Source organism: Pseudomonas pergaminensis (assembly GCF_024112395.2).
GTDB classification, from domain to species: Bacteria; Pseudomonadota; Gammaproteobacteria; order Pseudomonadales; family Pseudomonadaceae; genus Aquipseudomonas; species Aquipseudomonas pergaminensis.
Map to the genome: position 1 here is coordinate 284,248 of NZ_CP078013.2, position 17,592 is coordinate 301,839.

General features: G+C 60.9%; 17 protein-coding genes. 5 read left to right on the forward strand and 12 right to left on the reverse strand.

Going from position 1 to position 17,592, the window contains the following annotated elements; translation table 11 throughout:
* Window positions 1-77 precede the first annotated feature (77 nt).
* Together KUA23_RS01315 and KUA23_RS01320 are read left to right on the forward strand one after the other, a co-directional pair.
* Window positions 78-2,015: a RecQ family ATP-dependent DNA helicase gene (locus tag KUA23_RS01315; protein ID WP_078046395.1), complete on the forward strand. Its 1,938-nt coding sequence runs from the start codon at window positions 78-80 to the stop codon at window positions 2,013-2,015.
* 23 nt (window positions 2,016-2,038) lie between these two features.
* Window positions 2,039-2,470, forward strand: coding sequence for an acyl-CoA thioesterase (locus KUA23_RS01320; RefSeq protein WP_078046396.1), 432 nt, complete (start codon window positions 2,039-2,041; stop codon window positions 2,468-2,470).
* Between the two features lie 76 nt (window positions 2,471-2,546).
* Here the strand turns inward: KUA23_RS01320 and KUA23_RS01325 are convergent, their stop codons facing one another.
* The 4 genes from KUA23_RS01325 to KUA23_RS01340 all read right to left on the reverse strand — a co-directional run bounded on the left by KUA23_RS01325 (window position 2,547) and on the right by KUA23_RS01340 (window position 7,445).
* On the reverse strand, window positions 2,547-3,026 hold the full coding sequence (locus tag KUA23_RS01325) for a glycine zipper domain-containing protein (RefSeq protein ID WP_078046397.1): 480 nt from the start codon (window positions 3,024-3,026) through the stop codon (window positions 2,547-2,549).
* Between the two features lie 249 nt (window positions 3,027-3,275).
* Window positions 3,276-5,624, reverse strand: coding sequence for an FdhF/YdeP family oxidoreductase (locus KUA23_RS01330; protein ID WP_078046398.1), 2,349 nt, complete (start codon window positions 5,622-5,624; stop codon window positions 3,276-3,278).
* A complete protein-coding gene (gene fdhD / locus KUA23_RS01335) occupies window positions 5,621-6,460 on the reverse strand; it encodes a formate dehydrogenase accessory sulfurtransferase FdhD (RefSeq protein WP_252993339.1) in 840 nt (279 codons plus the stop codon). Before fdhD ends, KUA23_RS01330 begins: the two co-directional genes overlap by 4 nt.
* A 97-nt stretch (window positions 6,461-6,557) precedes the next feature.
* Window positions 6,558-7,445, reverse strand: a complete 888-nt coding sequence (locus KUA23_RS01340) for a LysR family transcriptional regulator (protein WP_100491733.1) — start codon at window positions 7,443-7,445, stop codon at window positions 6,558-6,560.
* Between the two features lie 132 nt (window positions 7,446-7,577).
* On the opposite strand from KUA23_RS01340, the gene lysM reads away from it, so the two are divergent.
* A complete protein-coding gene (gene lysM / locus KUA23_RS01345; RefSeq protein WP_099491412.1) occupies window positions 7,578-8,018 on the forward strand; it encodes a peptidoglycan-binding protein LysM in 441 nt (146 codons plus the stop codon).
* A gap of 108 nt (window positions 8,019-8,126) precedes the next feature.
* Here the strand turns inward: lysM and yrfG are convergent, their stop codons facing one another.
* Window positions 8,127-8,789 carry a GMP/IMP nucleotidase gene (gene yrfG / locus KUA23_RS01350; RefSeq protein ID WP_099491410.1) on the reverse strand — a complete coding sequence of 221 codons (663 nt, stop codon included), beginning with the start codon at window positions 8,787-8,789 and terminating at the stop codon, window positions 8,127-8,129.
* Between the two features lie 87 nt (window positions 8,790-8,876).
* On the opposite strand from yrfG, the gene nudE reads away from it, so the two are divergent.
* Together nudE and cysQ are read left to right on the forward strand one after the other, a co-directional pair.
* A complete protein-coding gene (gene nudE / locus KUA23_RS01355) occupies window positions 8,877-9,443 on the forward strand; it encodes an ADP compounds hydrolase NudE (protein WP_078046403.1) in 567 nt (188 codons plus the stop codon).
* The gene (gene cysQ, locus KUA23_RS01360) at window positions 9,440-10,276 is read left to right on the forward strand and encodes a 3'(2'),5'-bisphosphate nucleotidase CysQ (protein ID WP_078046404.1); all 837 of its coding nucleotides are present in this window, start codon (window positions 9,440-9,442) and stop codon (window positions 10,274-10,276) included. Before nudE ends, cysQ begins: the two co-directional genes overlap by 4 nt.
* A 127-nt stretch (window positions 10,277-10,403) precedes the next feature.
* Here cysQ and KUA23_RS01365 read toward each other — a convergent pair whose 3' ends face one another.
* The 7 genes from KUA23_RS01365 to rfbB are packed head-to-tail and all read right to left on the reverse strand — an operon-like array spanning window position 10,404 to window position 17,466.
* Complete coding sequence (locus KUA23_RS01365; RefSeq protein WP_252993340.1) at window positions 10,404-10,859, reverse strand: YiiD C-terminal domain-containing protein; 456 nt, start codon at window positions 10,857-10,859, stop codon at window positions 10,404-10,406.
* A gap of 26 nt (window positions 10,860-10,885) precedes the next feature.
* Window positions 10,886-12,262: a sigma-54-dependent transcriptional regulator gene (locus KUA23_RS01370; RefSeq protein ID WP_078046406.1), complete on the reverse strand. Its 1,377-nt coding sequence runs from the start codon at window positions 12,260-12,262 to the stop codon at window positions 10,886-10,888.
* The gene (locus KUA23_RS01375) at window positions 12,259-14,067 is read right to left on the reverse strand and encodes a sensor histidine kinase (protein WP_078046407.1); all 1,809 of its coding nucleotides are present in this window, start codon (window positions 14,065-14,067) and stop codon (window positions 12,259-12,261) included. Before KUA23_RS01375 ends, KUA23_RS01370 begins: the two co-directional genes overlap by 4 nt.
* Window positions 14,068-14,103: 36 nt before the next feature.
* Entirely contained in the window at window positions 14,104-14,973 is an 870-nt protein-coding gene (gene rfbD / locus KUA23_RS01380) for a dTDP-4-dehydrorhamnose reductase (protein ID WP_252993341.1), read from the reverse strand.
* Window positions 14,970-15,515, reverse strand: coding sequence for a dTDP-4-dehydrorhamnose 3,5-epimerase (gene rfbC / locus KUA23_RS01385; RefSeq protein ID WP_252993342.1), 546 nt, complete (start codon window positions 15,513-15,515; stop codon window positions 14,970-14,972). The genes rfbD and rfbC overlap by 4 nt, the downstream gene beginning before the upstream one ends.
* A complete protein-coding gene (gene rfbA / locus KUA23_RS01390) occupies window positions 15,512-16,387 on the reverse strand; it encodes a glucose-1-phosphate thymidylyltransferase RfbA (protein ID WP_078046410.1) in 876 nt (291 codons plus the stop codon). Before rfbA ends, rfbC begins: the two co-directional genes overlap by 4 nt.
* Window positions 16,384-17,466, reverse strand: a complete 1,083-nt coding sequence (rfbB, locus tag KUA23_RS01395) for a dTDP-glucose 4,6-dehydratase (protein ID WP_252993343.1) — start codon at window positions 17,464-17,466, stop codon at window positions 16,384-16,386. Before rfbB ends, rfbA begins: the two co-directional genes overlap by 4 nt.
* Window positions 17,467-17,592: the final 126 nt, after the last annotated feature.

A 17,592-nucleotide genomic window follows, 5' to 3' on the forward strand; every position in this document is an offset into this window, starting at 1 on the left:
TAGCGTTTATCCCTGACCTATTCTCGATCGCTGATCTATGTTTTTGATTCTTTCAGCGGTCAACGGAGTGACAGCCTATGCACGACACCCTCCAACAGGTCTTCGGTTATCCACAGTTTCGTTTGGGCCAGGAGCAAGCCGTCAGCGCCGTATTGGCAGGCCGCTCGGCGGCCGCCATTTTTCCAACTGGATCGGGCAAGTCGCTGTGCTACCAACTGTCAGCGGTATTACTGCCGCACCTGACACTGGTGGTGTCACCGTTGCTGGCGTTGATGCAGGACCAGCTTGGCTTTTTGCAGCGCCATGGCATTTCGGCGGGCAGTATCGATTCGGCCCAGAGCCGTGATGAGGCCAACGAGGTGATGGCCCGTGCGCGTTCGGGCGAGTTGAAGATCCTGATGATTTCGGTGGAGCGTTTGAAGAATGAGCGTTTCCGTAACTTCCTGCAAAGTGTGCAGCTCTCGCTGTTGGTAGTGGATGAGGCGCACTGTATTTCCGAGTGGGGCCACAACTTCCGTCCGGACTATTTGAAGCTGCCAGACTACCAGCGTCAGTTCAATATCCCACAAGCGCTGCTGCTGACGGCTACAGCCACGCCCAAGGTAATTGCCGACATGCAGGCGAAGTTCGCCATTGCGCCGGACGATGTGGTCACCACAGGCTTCTATCGGCCCAACCTCAACCTGTTGGTCGAGCCGGTGCGCGGTGCCGACAAGCGTCGGCGCCTGGTGCAGTGGATGAGCGAGCGCGCCAACCAGCCGAGCATTGTCTACGTCACCTTGCAAAAAACCGCCGAGCAGATCGCCGAGCACCTGAATCGCAACGGCATCCAGGCCGAGGCCTACCATGCCGGTTTGCCCCACGATAAACGCGAGGGCATCCAGCAGCGCTTCATGGGTGGGCGCTCCAATTGCATCGTCGCGACTATCGCGTTTGGCATGGGGATCGACAAAAGTGACATTCGCAACGTCGTGCACTTTGACTTGCCCAAGTCCATCGAGAACTACAGCCAGGAAATCGGCCGTGCGGGGCGTGATGGGCAGCCGTCCGACTGCCTGGTATTGGCCAATCGCGACAGCCTCAATGTGCTGGAAAACTTTGTGTACGGTGATACGCCCGAGCAGGAGGGTATCCACCGTGTGCTGGATGAGTTGCAGGCGGCGCGCAGTGAGGGGCAGTGGGAGTTCCTGCTGAGGTCGCTGTCGGACCACAGCAATATCCGCGAGCTGCCCCTGAAGACGCTGCTGGTGCAGTTGGAGCTCAGGGGCGTGATTGCGCCGCGCTATGCGTTTTACGCCGAGTACCGCTTCAAATACCTGATCGAACCCGAGGCGCTGCTGGCGCGTTTCTCCGGCGAGCGGCAGCAGTTTGTCGCGGCCATCATCCAAGTGTGCAAACGGGCAAAGACTTGGGCGACGGTGGATTTCGACGCGCTTTATCAACAGCACAATGCCGAGCGTAATCGGGTGGTGAAGGCGCTGGATTACTTCCAGGAGCAAGGCCTGATCGAGCTGGAAAGCAAGCAGATGACTGAGGTCTACAGCCTGCTGGATACCGATTTTGATCCGCAGGTGCTCAGCGAAACGTTGTACGCAGGCTTCAAGCAACACGAGGTGGGGGAAGTCGCGCGGATTCACGCCATGCTCGATCTGTTCGCTACCGAACATTGCCTGGGGCAGCGTCTGGCGCAGTACTTTGGCGATGCGCATGCACCCCAGCGTTGCGGGCATTGCTCGGTGTGCCATGGCCATGTTGCGCACCTGCCTCCACCGCCTGGCTTGCCGCCGCTTGTGGATAAAAACTTTATGGGGCTGTGCGGTGATTTTATCCACAGGCATCATGAACACACCGGCCAACTGCCTGGGGCGGACCGCCTGACGCGTTTCCTCGGGGGGATCAGCGTGCCGTTGTTTACCAAGCTGAAGGCACGGGGCATTCCGGGTTTTGCTGCGCTGGAAGATTACCCGTACGCCGAGGTGCGCGAGTGGGCCCAGGCCCATTTGGACGACCTGTAACTCACTTTCATGAGATGACCCCGATGCCTGACTCAGTGCCACAACGTGCCGACTACCCACACTTCCAGCCGATCATCACGCGCTGGCACGACAACGATGTGTATGGGCATGTGAACAACGTGACCTACTACAGCTTTTTCGACACGGCGGTGAACACCTACCTGATCGAACAGGGCGGTTTGGATATCCATGACGGCGACGTGGTGGGATTTGTGGTGAGTTCGGCGTGTGACTACTTTGCATCGATTGCCTTTCCCGAGCGCATCGACGTCGGCCTGCGGGTCGGCAAATTGGGTAATAGCTCAGTGCAGTACGAGTTGGCGGTGTTCAAGGCCGGCGAAGAGGAGGCCTGTGCGGCGGGGCGCTTTGTGCATGTGTTTGTGGATCGCGGGTCGAATCAGCCGGTGACGATTCCTGCCGGGTTACGCGAGGCGTTGCAGCGATTGGTGGCCTGACGCATTTTTTGCAGGCGGTGGTGAACACCAATGTGGGAGCCGGGCTCCCACATTGTTAGTGGTTGTTCTTTAGACCTTACCGGTGACGGTAGTGGTGCTTGTTCTTGCGATGCCCATAGGCATGCCCGCGGCCACGGTGATCATCGCGGTCATATCGACGGTTGTCACGGCTGCGAGAACGACGGTCGTCGTCATCGCTCTTGTTGCCCATGTAGTTGCCCAGCGCGCCACCTGCACCACCGCCGGCGGCTGCGCCGATCAGGCTGCCGGTATTGCCGCCCATGCTGCGGCCGACCACGTTACCGCCTGCTGCGCCCAGGGCGCCACCGATGGCCGCTTCGCCACGGCTGCGCTTGTCGGCACCGACCGCACTGCCGCCTGCGCCGCCCAGGGCTGCGCCAATGGCCGAACCGGTATTGCCGCCGATCTGCTGGCCGACAACCGAACCGAGTACCCCGCCCAATGCGCCGCCCACACCGGCTTCGGTGGTGCCACCGGCCATGGCTGCGCCACTGACCAGGCCAAGGGACAACAAGAGAATCGAGGAGAACTTCATAGAGAGACCTCAAGAGGATGACGGCGCGATCCTGAGGCTGTGTTGAGATTGTGACAATAGAAATCCGACCAGTAACACGAGTTGTACACAATTCGCTAAGTTACTGTTTTGGCTGGGGAACTTAAGTCGTTTTCGTGAGTCTTTAACTACTTCGGAACGGCCGCTTTTATGCAAAAGCGGCCTTTTTTGTGCCCGAATTCTGACCGGCTGTCTGCAGCGGAGCGCTGATTGCAGGAGCCGGCTGGGTAATCAGGCTGAACGCGCCATGATCAAGCCATTGTCGCTCGCCGCTTCCAGGCGGATCGCCACGAATTTCGACGTTGGCGTGTGGCTGCCATCCCCAGTGCTTTCCAGTGGTACCAATGGGTTCACTTCCGGGTAGTAGGCCGCAGCCTGCCCCGCCGGAATATCAAACGCCAGCAGGGTAAAGCCCTTCACGCGACGCTCACGGCCGTCTTCCCACAACGACACGATGTCTGCTTTTTGCCCAGGCTTGAAGCCCAGGCGGATGATGTCGGCTTCGTTGACGAACAGTACATCCCGCTGGCCCTTGACCCCACGATAGCGGTCGTCCAGGCCATAGATGGTGGTGTTGTACTGATCATGGGAGCGCATCGACTGCATGATCAGGTCTGGCACGCGGCCGGTGGCATGGGTACGTTCGTGGATCAAGTCCTTGGGCAGGATGTTCGGGCGGAAGTTGGCGCGGCCCGACGGGGTGTTCCAGCGGCGCGCGCCCGCGGAGTTGCCCAGGTAGAAGCCGCCCGGATTCTTGATCTTCTCATTGAAGTCCTTGAAGCCGGGGATGGTGTCGGCGATCAGGTCGCGGATGCGGCTGTAGTCGGCCACCAGCCAATTCCAGTCCACCGGTTTGCTGCCCAGGGTCGCCGCGGCGATACCGGCCAGGATCGCCGGCTCGGATTTCATCAGTTTCGACAGCGGCTGCAGCTGACCATTGGAGCCGTGGACCATGCTGAACGAGTCTTCCACCGTCACCGCTTGCGGGCCTTCGGCCTGGATGTCGATGTCGGTACGGCCCAGGCATGGCAGGATCAACGCGTCTTTACCGTGCATCAGGTGACTGCGGTTGAGCTTGGTGCTGATCTGCACGGTCAGGTCACAACTGCGCAGCGCTTCGAAGGTGCGTGGGCTGTCTGGCGTGGCTTGGGCGAAGTTGCCGCCCAGGCCGATAAACACCTTGGAGCGGCCTTCGAGCATGGCGTGGATCGCTTCAACCACGTTGTGCCCATTGTCGCGCGGCACCTGGAACTGGAAGCGACGCTCCAGGGCGTCGAGGAAGGCCACCGGTGGGCGCTCGTTGATGCCCATGGTGCGGTCGCCTTGCACGTTGCTGTGGCCACGCACCGGGCACAGGCCGGCGCCAGGGCGGCCGATATTGCCGCGCAGCAGCATCAGGTTGGCGATTTCCTGGATAGTCGGCACCGAGTGGCGATGCTGGGTGATGCCCATCGCCCAGCACATGATCACGTTCTTGCCTTTGGCGTACATGCGCGCCGCTTGCTCGATCTCGACCAGGGTGAGGCCGGACTGCTCGACGATTTCATCCCAAGAGGTGTCGTCGATCTTGCCCAGGTAATCCAGCACGTTGGCGGTGTGTTCGTTGAGGAAGTCGTGGTCGAACACGGCCTCTTTGCCTTCGGCCTGGGCCTGGCGCTCCCACAGCAACAGGAACTTGGCCATGCCGCGCAGGATGGCCATGTCGCCACCCAGCGCCGGGCGGAAGTAGGCGGTGTTGGTCGGCTTGTCGCCGTTGGTGAGCATTTCCAGCGGGTGCTGCGGATGCTGGAAACGTTCCAGGCCGCGCTCTTTCAGCGGGTTGATACACACTACCTGAGCGCCACGTTTAACCGCTTCACGCAGCGGTTCGAGCATGCGCGGGTGGTTGGTGCCGGGGTTCTGGCCCCAGACGAAAATCGCATCGGCGTGTTCGAAGTCGTCAAAGGTCACGGTGCCTTTGCCGACGCCCACGCTTTGCGCCAGGGCGACGCCGCTGGCTTCGTGGCACATGTTCGAGCAATCCGGGAAGTTGTTGGTACCGTAGGCGCGCACGAACAGTTGATACAGGTACGCCGCTTCGTTGCTGGCGCGGCCCGAGGTGTAGAACTCGGCCATGTCCGGGCTGGGCAGGGCATTGAGGTGCTTGCCGACCAGGTCGAAGGCCGCTTCCCAGCTGATAGGTTTGTAGCGGTCGGTCTCGGCGTCATAGCGCATCGGTTCGGTCAGGCGGCCTTGGTATTCCAGCCAATAGTCGCTCTGCTCCAGCAAGGCGGTGACGCTGTGTTTGGCGAAGAATGCGCCATCCACGCGACGTTTGGTGGCTTCCCAGTTCACCGCCTTGGCGCCGTTTTCGCAGAATTTGACCATGCCGCTTTCCGGCGAGTCGCCCCAGGCACACCCCGGGCAGTCGAAGCCACCGTTCTGGTTGGTCTTGAGCATCATGCGCAGGTTTTTCAGCGCGTTGTCGCTGGTCAGCCAGGCCTGCGCCACGCTGATCAGTGCGCCCCAGCCGCCGGCCGGGCCCTTGTAGGGCTTGTAGCGCGGGGTTGGGGTTTGGTCGGCTTGGTGGTGCTGGCTCATGGCTGATTCTCCATCGCAGGACTGTAGACCCGCGGCGCACTTTTCTGCGGCAGGTGGATGAGATTGAGGTTATGCCGGCGGGCCCATTGCAGGGCCAGGCCGGTGGGTGACGACAGGCTGACCAGGGTCTGGATGCCCGCGCGCAGGACTTTCTGGATCAACTCCAGGCTGCAACGGCTGGTGACAATCGCCAGGCCGCCTTCGGTCGGAATCTTTTGGCGGATCAAGGCGCCGATCAATTTATCCAGGGCGTTGTGCCGGCCGATGTCTTCCCGGCCGAGCAACAACTCGCCCTGGCCGTTCATGAACACCGCCGCATGCACGGCGCCGCTGTATTGACCCAGGGGCTGAAAGGCGCTGATGCGTTGACGCAAGCCATCGAGCCATTCGGCGGGCGGCAAAGGCGCGCCGGGCAATACCTGGAGGTCTGGGAGGGCCTGTTCAACGGCTTCCACGCCACATAAACCGCAGCCGCTGGTGCCGGCCAACTGGCGGCGCTGCTGCTTGAGGTTCCAGAAGGCGCGGCTGGAGATCTGCACCTGAGCAAATTGGGCTGAGCCCGAACCGCTGAGTTTCAGGTCATAAATATCGCTAACGTCGGCGATAATGCCGCTACCGATGCTGAAGCCGACAATAAAGTCTTCCAGGTCCGTCGGTGTCACCAACATCACGGCTTGGCTGATGTCGTTATAGGCAATCGCCAACGCCACTTCTTCCGCCAGCGCGGTGCTGGCAGATTCTGTGTGTTCAAGATTGCAATACTGGTAGCTCTGGCTGGCGGCGGGCGCAGGCGTTTCGAGAGCGGGCGCCGCGCAGACTGGGCGCTTGGCGTTCATGAGGCAGTACCACCGACGGATTGATCAGTGTTTAGACTAGGCGCGACAAAGCGTCGCGTCTAATTGCCAGTACTGATCTACCGATAGATGACGTCGATCAAGGTTCGTTTTGCGATTTCTGATACAGCGCAAAACACGCCTCGGCCAATGCCGATCGCGGTGCGCTACGCCGCATGATCAGCCCCAGGCGCGCGAGGGTATGGGCGTCTTCGATCGGCTGCAGGCGCAGATGCTCGGTGAGTGCGTCCAGGCCGCCATCTAGCGGCATGACCGCGCAACACAATCCACCGTGCACGGCTTGTAACAATTGATGGACGGCGTCGGTCTGCAGCAGCGGTTGCGGGTTGAGCCCACGGCTGTGGAAGTTGTGGTCAATGGACTGGCGAAAGTGCATGCCGCTGGTGAGCATGCCCAATGGCAACTCGATCAGCGCTTCCCAGCTCAGGGGCGTGTCACCAAAGCTGAAGAAGCGCTGGTCGTAGAGCAGGCCCATACGGGTTTCGCCCAGGGCTAGCGAGTCGAAGCGTTCAGTGTCCAAACGCTCCAGGTAAGACACGCCCAGGTCCAGGCGATTGCTCGCCAGTTGCTCCAGAATCTGCTCCGAACTGAGTGCCGAAAGCTCGAAACGCAGGCTTGGGTGTTCTTTATGCAGTTGCTGCATCAATGCCAAAGGATCAAAGCTCGACAGCGGCACCACGCCCAGGCGCAACGTGCCGACCAGGTTGCCGCGACAGGCTGCCGCTTCGGCCTGTAATCCGTCGTACGCCGCCAGCACCGTGCGTGCCCAGGCCAGCACCCGTTCACCGGGTGCCGTAAAGCCCTCGAAGCGTTGGCCACGATTGACCAGAGGCAGGTCCAGCTCTTCTTCAAGGCTGCGCAGACGCATCGACAGGGTCGGCTGGGTGATATGGCAACGCGCCGCCGCTTGGCCGAAGTGACGGGTCTCGTCGAGGGCGATGAGGAATTTCAGCTGTTTGATGTCCATCTTCGCTCCGGGGCTTATTCCAATGGCGGGGGGATTCTAGCGCGTTTGGGTCTTTGGTCGGGCTGGAACCCAAGTCTGTAGGACTGGTCTAGTCTTGGGCATCTGGAAATCAAATCCCAAGGAGAGCGCACCATGAGTATTTTTAGCTTTGTTAAGGAAGCGGGCGAGAAGTTGATTGACCTGTTGACTCCGGGCAACGCCAACGCGAGTGAGGACCTGAAGAAACATATCGAGAAAGTCGGCCTGGGCAATCCAGACGTGCACGCCACCGTCGACGGTGACAAGGTCACGCTTACGGGGACAGTTGCCACTCAGGAAGAGAAAGAAAAAGTCCTGCTTGCGGCAGGTAATATCGCCGGTGTAGCCAGTGTAGATGACCAGATCACCGTATCCGGCCCGGCCGTAGCCGCCGCCCGTTTCGTCGTGGTGAAGAAGGGTGACACCCTGAGCGCGATTTCCCTGGCGGTATATGGCAACGCCAACCAGTACAACAAGATTTTTGAGGCTAACAAGCCGCTGTTGTCACACCCGGACAAAATCTACCCAGGGCAGACACTGCGTATTCCTGAGTAAAACGCAGAGCAAAATGTGGGAGCGGGCTTGCCCGCGAAAGCGGAGTGTCAGTCACTGGATGTGTTGCTGATACACCGCATTCGCGAGCAAGCCCGCTCCCACATTGGTTTAGAGCCCGGCAATGAGGTCGCGATAGTCATCTACCGCTGCAAACTCTGCCGTGTCCTTTGGCCCCTTCTTGCTGTCCGGCTCCTTTACCGCCAGCAGATGCCCCACGCCAAAATCCCGTGCACTGCGCAGTATTGGCAGTGTGTCGTCGATAAACAGGCTGCGGGCGGGGTCGAAGTTGATGTCGGCTTGAAGGGCATCCCAAAACTGCGGGTTTTCCTTGGCGAAACCATAGTCATGGGAGCTGATCAACCGCTCGAAATACGGCGCCAGTTCAATGCGTTCCAACTTCAATGACAGCGAGTCACGATGAGCATTGGTGATCAGGATCACGCGCTTGCCGGCCTGTTTGATCGCCGCCAGGAACGTGTCCGCATCCGGACGCAGCGCGATCAGGTGGGCGGTCTCCAGCTTGAGTTCGCGCACCGGGATCTTCAGCTCCGTGCTCCAAAAATCCAGGCAATACCATTGCAACTGTCCGGCGTTACGCTCGAACAGCGGCTGCAGCTCCATCTCGGCCATGGCGCGGCTCACCCCGTGCAGCTCGGCGTAACGCTGGGGCAGGTGTTCCATCCAGAAGTGGTTGTCGAAATGCAGGTCGAGCAGGGTGCCGTCCATGTCCAGCAGGACAGTGTCGATGGCGTGCCAGGGCAAAGAGGGCATGGGGTGTTCTCATGTAAGTAAAGATATCCGACACAGACAATCGGAAAAGCCACGGTATAGTAACCCGATCACGCCAAGGAGCCGCTTATGCGCCAGAAACCCACCGTCCTCGCCCGCGAAATAGTCGCCAGTAGCCGTTTGTTCCGCGTGGAGGAAGTGCAATTGCGATTTTCCAATGGCGTTGAACGCACCTACGAGCGCCTGGTGGGCCGCGGTGCCGGTTACGGCGCGGTGATGATCGTGGCAATGATCGATGCAGACCATGCATTGTTGGTGGAAGAATACTGCGGGGGTACCGACGAATATGAACTGTCGTTGCCCAAGGGGTTGATCGAGCCGGGTGAAGACGTGCTGGCAGCGGCCAATCGCGAGCTCAAGGAAGAGGCAGGCTATGGCGCACGTCAGCTGGAGCACCTCACCGAGCTGTCGCTGTCGCCTGGCTACATGAGTCAGAAAATCCAGGTGGTCCTCGCCACCGATCTCTATGAAGAACGCCTGGAAGGCGATGAACCTGAGCCGATGCGTGTGGAACGGGTCAACCTGCGTGAGCTGTCGTTGCTGGCGCAAAATGAGCAATTCAGCGAAGGCCGTGCCTTGGCCGCGCTGTACCTGGTACGAGACCTGTTGACCCAGCGAGGAGCGTTTACCGCATGAGCGAACTGTTTTTAGGCCACCCGTTTATTGCCCCTGTGATTGAGCTGGCACGCCAGGCCGGTGAGGTGATACTGCCCTACTGGCGCGCCGACGTGGCCGTGACCTCCAAGGCCGACGACTCACCCGTAACGGCAGCGGATTTGGCCGCTCACCATCTGATCCTGGCCGGCCTGACTGCATTGGACCCCAGCATTCCGGTGCTGTCCGAGGAAGACGCTGACATTGACCAGAGCGTGCGCGCCGGCTGGCAGCGCTGGTGGCTGGTGGACCCCTTGGACGGCACCAAGGAATTTATCTCCGGTAGCGAAGAGTTTACCGTGAACATCGCCCTGATCGAACAGGGCCGCGTGGTGTTCGGCGTGGTGTCGATGCCCACCAGCGGCCGTTGCTACTTCGGTGGTGCCGGCTTGGGCGCCTGGCGTTCGGATGTGAATGAAGCCCCCAAGCAGATCCAGGTGCGCGAAGCACCGGCAGCGGGCGAGTCATTTACCGTGGTGGCCAGTCGTCGGCATACCAGCCCGGAGCAGGAGCGTCTGCTGGACGGGCTGAGCGAAGGCCTGGGCGCGTTGAAGCTGGCGAATATCGGCAGCTCGTTGAAGTTCTGTTTGTTGGCCGAGGGCAGTGCGGATTGTTATCCACGCCTGGCGCCGACGTCACAGTGGGACACCGCGGCGGCCCAGGGTGTGCTGGAAGGCGCGGGGGGCGAGGTGGTGGAGTTGAGTGGCGAGCCGTTCAGCTATCCGGCGCGGGCGTCGTTGTTGAACCCATTCTTCCTTGCGTTGCCGGCGAAGGCCGCTTGGCGTGAGCGGTTGCTAAACCTGGCGAGATCTTAAGGTCACATCAGATCAAATGTGGGAGCGGGCTTGCTCGCGAATGCGGTCTGTCAACGGATGAAAGTATCGACTGACCCTGCGCATTCGCGAGCAAGCCCGCTCCCACAGTGGTTTTGTGTTGTGGTTTCTAACGGTGCAGGACGTATTGGCCGGTGAAGTTGACCGCATGCTCCTCACTGCCCTCATTCACAACCCACGTCTCCAGCGTCAACCGTGCGCGACCATAGCGCTTGTAGGTTGCCACAAAGCGCTTCCACACTTTTTCCTCCGACGCCTGGCACATCACGGTTGCATCGCGCGTGACCGGCAGCGGATAACTGATCTGCCCTTCCTGGATCACGATATGCCCGTCTTCAATACCTTCTTCACGTAACTGCAAGTGCAGCCAGCCCCAACCCGCCAGCACCGCGCCGCAATACAGGCTGCCGCCGAACATGGTGCTCTTGTGGTTGATGTTGGCTTGCAACGGCAGGTGCAGCTGCAATTGGCCGTGTTGCCAGTCGAGCACCTTGAGGCCCATTTCCCGGGTGAGGGGGATGTCGTGGTGGAGGATGGATTCCAGGTAACGGCTGTCGCGGTTCATGGGGGCCTCTTGGCGGGTGGGAGCGGTCATTCGTCATCGCCGCTTTGGTTGGCGAAGTTCAGGCCATGCTTGCGCAGTTTGTCGTGCAAGGTCTTGCGCGGCACGCCCAAGGCTTCGGCGAGGCTGCGCATGGAGCCGTGGGGGCGGGTCAGTTCGGCAGCGATCAGGCTCTTTTCAAACTGCTCGACTTGCTCGCTCAGGCCGCCAGGTGTGGAGGTGAGCACGCCTGCCGCAGGGTTGTCCGGCGAACTGTCCAGCGCCAGTTCCAGGCCGAGGGCGAAACGTTCGGCGGCGTTCTGCAGTTCACGCACATTGCCCGGCCAGCTATGACGCAACAGCAGCGCGCGCTGGCCCGGTTGCAGTTCATGCAGCGGCAAGCCATGACGGCTGCTGGCTTCGTCGGCGAAGTGCTGGAACAGCATCAATGCATCCTCACCGCGCTCACGCAACGGGGGAATGCGCAGCGGCGCGACGTTGAGGCGGTAATACAGGTCGGCACGGAAGCGGCCCTGGTCGGCGGACTGGCGCAGGTCTTCCTTGGTGGCGGCGATGATGCGGATATCCAGCGGGATCAGCTGATTGCCGCCCAGGCGCTCCACCACCCGCTCCTGCAACAGGCGCAAGAGTTTGACCTGCACATCCAGGCTCATGCTTTCAATTTCATCGAGGAACAAGGTACCGCCGTTGGCAAATTCGAACTTGCCGATGCGGCGTTTCTGCGCGCCGGTGAAGGCACCCGGTTCATGCCCGAACAGCTCGCTTTCCACCACCGACTCGGCCAGGGCACCTGCGTTGATCGCCACGAAGGGCCCGCTGCGGCGGTTCGAGAGGTCGTGCAGTGCGCGCGCGACCACTTCTTTGCCGGCGCCGGTTTCGCCGAGGATCAGTACATCGGCCTTGGTCGCGGCCAGGGCACCAATCTGTTCGCGCAGACGCAGCATTTGCGGGGAGTGCCCCACCAGGCGTGTGCTTAATTGCTGGCGGTCGCTGAGGGCCAGGCGCAGGCTGCGGTTGTCCAGCACCAGTCGGCGCAGGGCCAAGGCGCGGCGCACGCTGTCGAGCAGCGCGTCGCTGGCGAACGGTTTCTCCAGGAAATCATAGGCCCCCGCGCGCATGGCTTGCACGGCCAACGGCACGTCGCCGTGGCCGGTGATCAGCAGCACCGGCAGCTCCGGGTCCTGGCCGTGCAGTTCGGCCAGCAGCTCCAGGCCGTCCATGCCGGGCATGCGGATGTCACTGACCACCACGCCCGGCCAATCCCGCGACAATCGCGCGGTGAGGCCTGTGGCTTCGCCCAGGGTCAGGACTTTCAGCCCGGCCAGGTCCAGGGTCTGGCACAGGGCCTGACGCAGGTGCGGATCGTCGTCGATCAACACCACCTGAATCTGGTTATCGATACTCATACACTGCGGTCCTCGGACGGTTGCAGACTGACGCCCGGCGAGCCGGCACGCAATTTCAAGGTTAACAGCGCGCCACCTTCCTTGTGGTTGGCAAACAGCAATTCGCCGCCAAAGGCACGCATCAGGGTGTCACAGATCGCCAGCCCCAATCCAAGACCCTGGGTGCGGGTCTTGGTGGTGTAGAACGGCTCGCTGGCGCGTCCCAGGGCTTCCATGCAAAAGCCCGGGCCATTGTCGCGAATGTACAGGTTGACGCCCTGATCGGTGGTTTCGGCACTCAGCCACAGTTTGCGCGGCGGCCCTTTTTCGGTGAGTGCATCGAGGGCATTGGCCAGCAGATTGCCGAGTACCTGGCGCAAACGGGTTTCGCCGGCCTGTACCCAGAGGGTGGCTTCGGGCAAATCACGGATCAGCTCCACCTCCATCGACCGCCGCCGCTTGCCCAGCAACGCCAGCGCATCGTCCAGCGCCGGTTGCAGGGCCACGCTTTCGGGCGCATGGCGGTCGCGCCGGGCGAAGGCGCGCAGGTGCGCGATGATCGAGGCCATGCGCCCGGTCAATTCGCTGATCAACTTGAGATTGCCACGCGCATCCGTGGTGCGCTCATGGTCGAGGAGGATCTCGGCGTTTTCCGCATAGCTGCGAATCGCCGCCAAAGGCTGATTGAGCTCGTGGCTGATACTCGCCGACATGGTGCCCAGCGCCGACAGTTTACCTGCCTGCACCAGGTCATCCTGGGCGCGCACCAACTCTTGTTGGGCGTGTTCACGTTCCAGCACTTCCTGTTTCAGGCGCCGGTTGAGGCCTTCCAGGTCACTGGTCCGTTCGACCACGCGTGCTTCCAGCTCGCGCCGGGCCTTGGCTTCAAAGGCGATACGCTCCAGGTAATGGCGGCGACGTTGCATCATCAGGCCCAGCAACAACATCAACACCAGCAGCGTGGCGCCACCCACTGCAACCACCGTGCGTACCGGGCGGTTGATGAGCGAGCGCGGTGCGAGGATCTCCACATTCCAGCCGGTCTCGGCGATGGCCGTGGATTGGCGCAGCCACGCAGTGTCACTCAGGCTGAGCGGCTGCGGGTCGCGGGTCGGGTAGGGCTGGATCGCGATGATGGCCTGGCGCTCTTCGGCGGTCAGTGGCCGGGTGGCGCGGAATCGCCATTGCGGGCGTGACGTGAGGATCACCACGCCGTTATGGTCGGTGACCAGTAATTGTTCCGGCGTGTTGCCCCACAGGCTTTCGGTGTGGTCCAGGTCGACCTTGACCACCAGCACGCCGATGATCGTATCGCCATCACGCACGGCGGCGGCAAAGAAGTAGCCGCGTTTGGCCGAGGTGGTGCCCAGGCCGAAAAACCGCCCCAGGCGCCCGGCCATGGCTTCGCTGAAATAAGGCCGGAACGAGAAATTACGCCCGACGAAGCTGTCTTGTTTATCCCAGTTGGACGCGGCGAGGGTCTTGCCGGTGGTGTCCATCAGGTACATCACCTCCACCCCGGCCTGGGCGGCGACGTCCTTGAGCAGCAGGTTGGCGTTGACCAGGTTGGTGCTGACCTGGGGTGCGTCCAGTGCCGTGCGCAAGGCCGGCAGGTCACCGAGGATTTGCGGCAGCACTTCATAGCGGTGCAGGGTGCCCAGCAGGTTGGCCACGTAGAGGTCGAGGGTCTGGCGGTTCTGGCCGGCCAGTTCGCTGCGGTAATAACGTTCGGCCAGGTGCTCCAGTGGCCATAGCAGCGGCGCCAGGCACAGCGCCAGCAGGGCGAGGCTGCGCCAGCGGGGTCTACGCGGGAGGGATGGAGTCATGGGAGTCGTGCGCCTGTGGGTACAGGCGCATTATGCCTAGTGCTGCTGTGCAAGACACTCGCGCAATGCGTCTTGCCACGCTGGCTGGCTGACGTGCCATTGCTGCTGCAGCCGGCTGCAATCGAGGCGTGAGTTCAGCGGGCGCTTGGCGGGCGTCGGGTAGGCACTGGACGGAATCGGCTCCAGCTCCGCGCAGGCCTTGCCCTGCTTGCGCAGGTATTCGCCGATGGCCTCGGCAAAACCGAACCATGAGGTTTCGCCTCGAGCGGTCAGGTGATAGACCCCCCATGGCCCCGGCTCGCCTGCTTGCCAGCGCTCAATCAATGCACGCGTGCTGTTGGCGATGCTGCCGGCCCAAGTGGGCGCGCCGATCTGGTCGGCAACGATGCGCAGGTGCGGTTTTTCCTGCAGCAGACGCTGCATGGTCAGCAGGAAATTCTTACCGTGGCTGGAGTAGACCCAACTGGTGCGCAGGATCAGGTAGTCGCCGCCCACGGCCGTTATCGCTTGCTCGCCGGCCAGTTTGCTCTGCCCGTAGACGCCCAGCGGTTTCGGCGTGTCGGCTTCGGTGTAGGGCGCCGGTTTACTGCCGTCGAACACATAGTCGGTGGAGTAGTGGATCAGCGGGATGCCCAGGGTTTTGGCCTCTTCGGCAAGGATGCCGGGGGCGATGGCGTTGATCGCAAACGCCAGCTCCGGTTCGCTTTCGGCTTGATCGACAGCGGTATGGGCGGCGGCGTTGATGATCAGGCCGGGGCGGTGGGCACGGACTTGCTGGCGGATCTGGTCGGGGTTGGCAAGGTCAAGTTGTTCGCGGCCCAGGACGATGAGTTCGCCCAGGCTTGGGAGCCGTTGTTGCAGTTCGCGGGAGACTTGGCCGTGCTGGCCGGTGATGAGGATTTTCATGGGAAGAGGTCGGCTTCCATCAGCGGTTTACCGGCCTGGTCCTTGGCGGACAACTGCGGTGCTACGGTCAGCTCCCAGTCGATGGCCAGGGTCGGATCATTCCACAGGATGCTGCGTTCAGCGCTGGGCTGATAGTAGTCCGTGGTTTTGTAGAGGAACTCGGCGTGATCGCTCATTACCACGAACCCATGGGCGAAACCTTCCGGCACCCACAATTGACGGTGGTTCTGGGCAGACAAGCGCACGCCAACCCATCGGCCGAAATTCGGTGAGCTGCGGCGGATATCCACGGCCACGTCCAGCACTTCACCGGCGGTGACGCGCACCAGTTTGCCCTGGGTGTGTTCGAGTTGGTAATGCAAGCCGCGCAGCACGCCCTTTTGTGAGCGCGAGTGGTTGTCCTGGACGAAATTACGCTTGAGTCCAGTGGCCGCTTCAAAGGCTCGGGCGTTGAAGCTTTCGTAGAAAAAGCCGCGCTCATCACCGAACACCTTGGGCTCAATGATGAGTACGCCGGGCAAAGCGGTTTCAACAATGTTCACTTGCTCTCTCCGGCCAGTGCATACAGGTATTGGCCGTAGCCGGTCTTGCCGAAGTACTTGGCGCGCTCTAGCAGGTGGTCACGGTCGATCCAGCCGTTGCCGTAGGCAATCTCTTCAAGACAAGCCACCTTCAGCCCCTGGCGTCGCTCAATGGTCTGCACATATTGCGAAGCATCCAGCAAGCTATCGTGGGTACCCGTATCCAGCCAGGCGAAGCCTCGACCGAAGCGCTCCACTTGCAAGTCACCGCGGTGCAGGTAGGCGTTGTTGACGTCGGTGATCTCCAGCTCGCCTCGTGCGGAGGGTTTGACGGCCTTGGCAATGCTTATCACGTCGTTGTCGTAGAAATACAGGCCTGTCACCGCATAGCTTGACTTTGGCACTGCCGGTTTTTCTTCGATGGACAGGGCGCGGCCTTCGCTGTCGAAATCAATCACGCCGAAGCGCTCCGGATCCTTGACCCAATAACCAAACACCGTGGCGCCTTTGCCACGCTTTACCGCTGCGTGCAATTGTTCGCTGAAGCGTTGCCCGTGGAAAATGTTATCGCCCAGAATCAAACATACTGGATCGCTGCCAATGAACTGCTCGCCAATCAGAAAGGCCTGTGCCAGTCCATCCGGCTTCGGCTGTTCGGCATAGCTGAATTTCACGCCGAACTGGCTGCCGTCACCCAACAGGTTGCGATATTGCGGTAAGTCCGCCGGGGTGGAGATCACCAGGATTTCCTTGATGCCCGCCAGCATCAGCACCGAAATCGGGTAGTAGATCATTGGCTTGTCATACACGGGCAACAACTGCTTGGATACGCCCAGGGTGATGGGGTGAAGACGAGTGCCTGAGCCTCCGGCCAGTACGATTCCTTTCATCATGCGATCAGATCCCTCATGTCGGTGTTGCCCAATCTCTGGCCCTGATAACTGCCGTCCTGGACCCTGCGGCACCATTCCAGGTTATCGAGGTACCACTGCACGGTTTTGCGTAGCCCGGTTTCAAAGGTTTCTTCGGGTACCCAGCCCAGTTCGGTTTCGATCTTGCTGGCGTCGATTGCATAGCGCAGATCGTGCCCAGGGCGGTCTTTTACAAATGTGATCAGGTCGGCGTATTGCTGCACACCTTTTGGGTGCTGGGGTGCCAGCTCTTCCAGGAGGGCGCAGATGCTGCGAACTACGTCGATGTTCTTTTGTTCGTTGTGGCCGCCAATATTGTAGGTCTCGCCCACTGCACCCTCTGTTACTACCTTGAGCAAGGCCCGGGCGTGGTCCTCGACAAACAGCCAGTCGCGCACTTGCAAGCCATCGCCATAGACCGGCAACGGCTTGCCCGCGAGGGCGTTGAGAATGACCAGCGGAATGAGTTTTTCGGGGAAGTGGAACGGCCCGTAGTTGTTGGAACAGTTGGTCAGCAGCACCGGCAAGCCATAGGTGCGCTGCCAGGCGCGAACCAGATGGTCGGACGCCGCTTTACTCGCAGAGTAGGGCGAGCTGGGGGCGTAGGGCGTGGTCTCGGTGAACAGGTCGTCGACCCCATGCAGATCGCCGTACACCTCGTCGGTAGAAATATGGTGGAACCGAAAGGCTCTTTTTTCCGCACTGGCGAGTGATTGCCAGTAGCCACGAGCCGCCTCCAACAGGCTGTAGGTACCGACGATATTGGTTTGAATAAAGTCCGACGGGCCGTCAATCGAGCGGTCGACATGGGACTCGGCCGCCAGGTGCATGATTGCCTGAGGCTCGAACCGGGCCAGCACGGCGCTGACAGTGGCCTGGTCGTTGATATCGGCCTGGACGAATTCGTAACGGCTGTTGGACGCAATACTCGTCAACGACTCCAGGTTGCCAGCGTAGGTGAGCTTGTCCAGGTTCAGTACTTCGTGCTCTGTGTGGCGAATCAGGTGCCGTACTAAAGCAGAACCGATAAAACCGGCACCACCGGTAATGAAAATGCGCATGTCGGGGGCCCTTTTCCTTAAGCGGACGATTAGCGAGCATAGCCTGTGTTGCGACGCTAGGCAGGTCGGATTGCCCCAGGGGTTGCATAAGCCCCCTGAACAATGGCGATATACACCCCTAAAAAA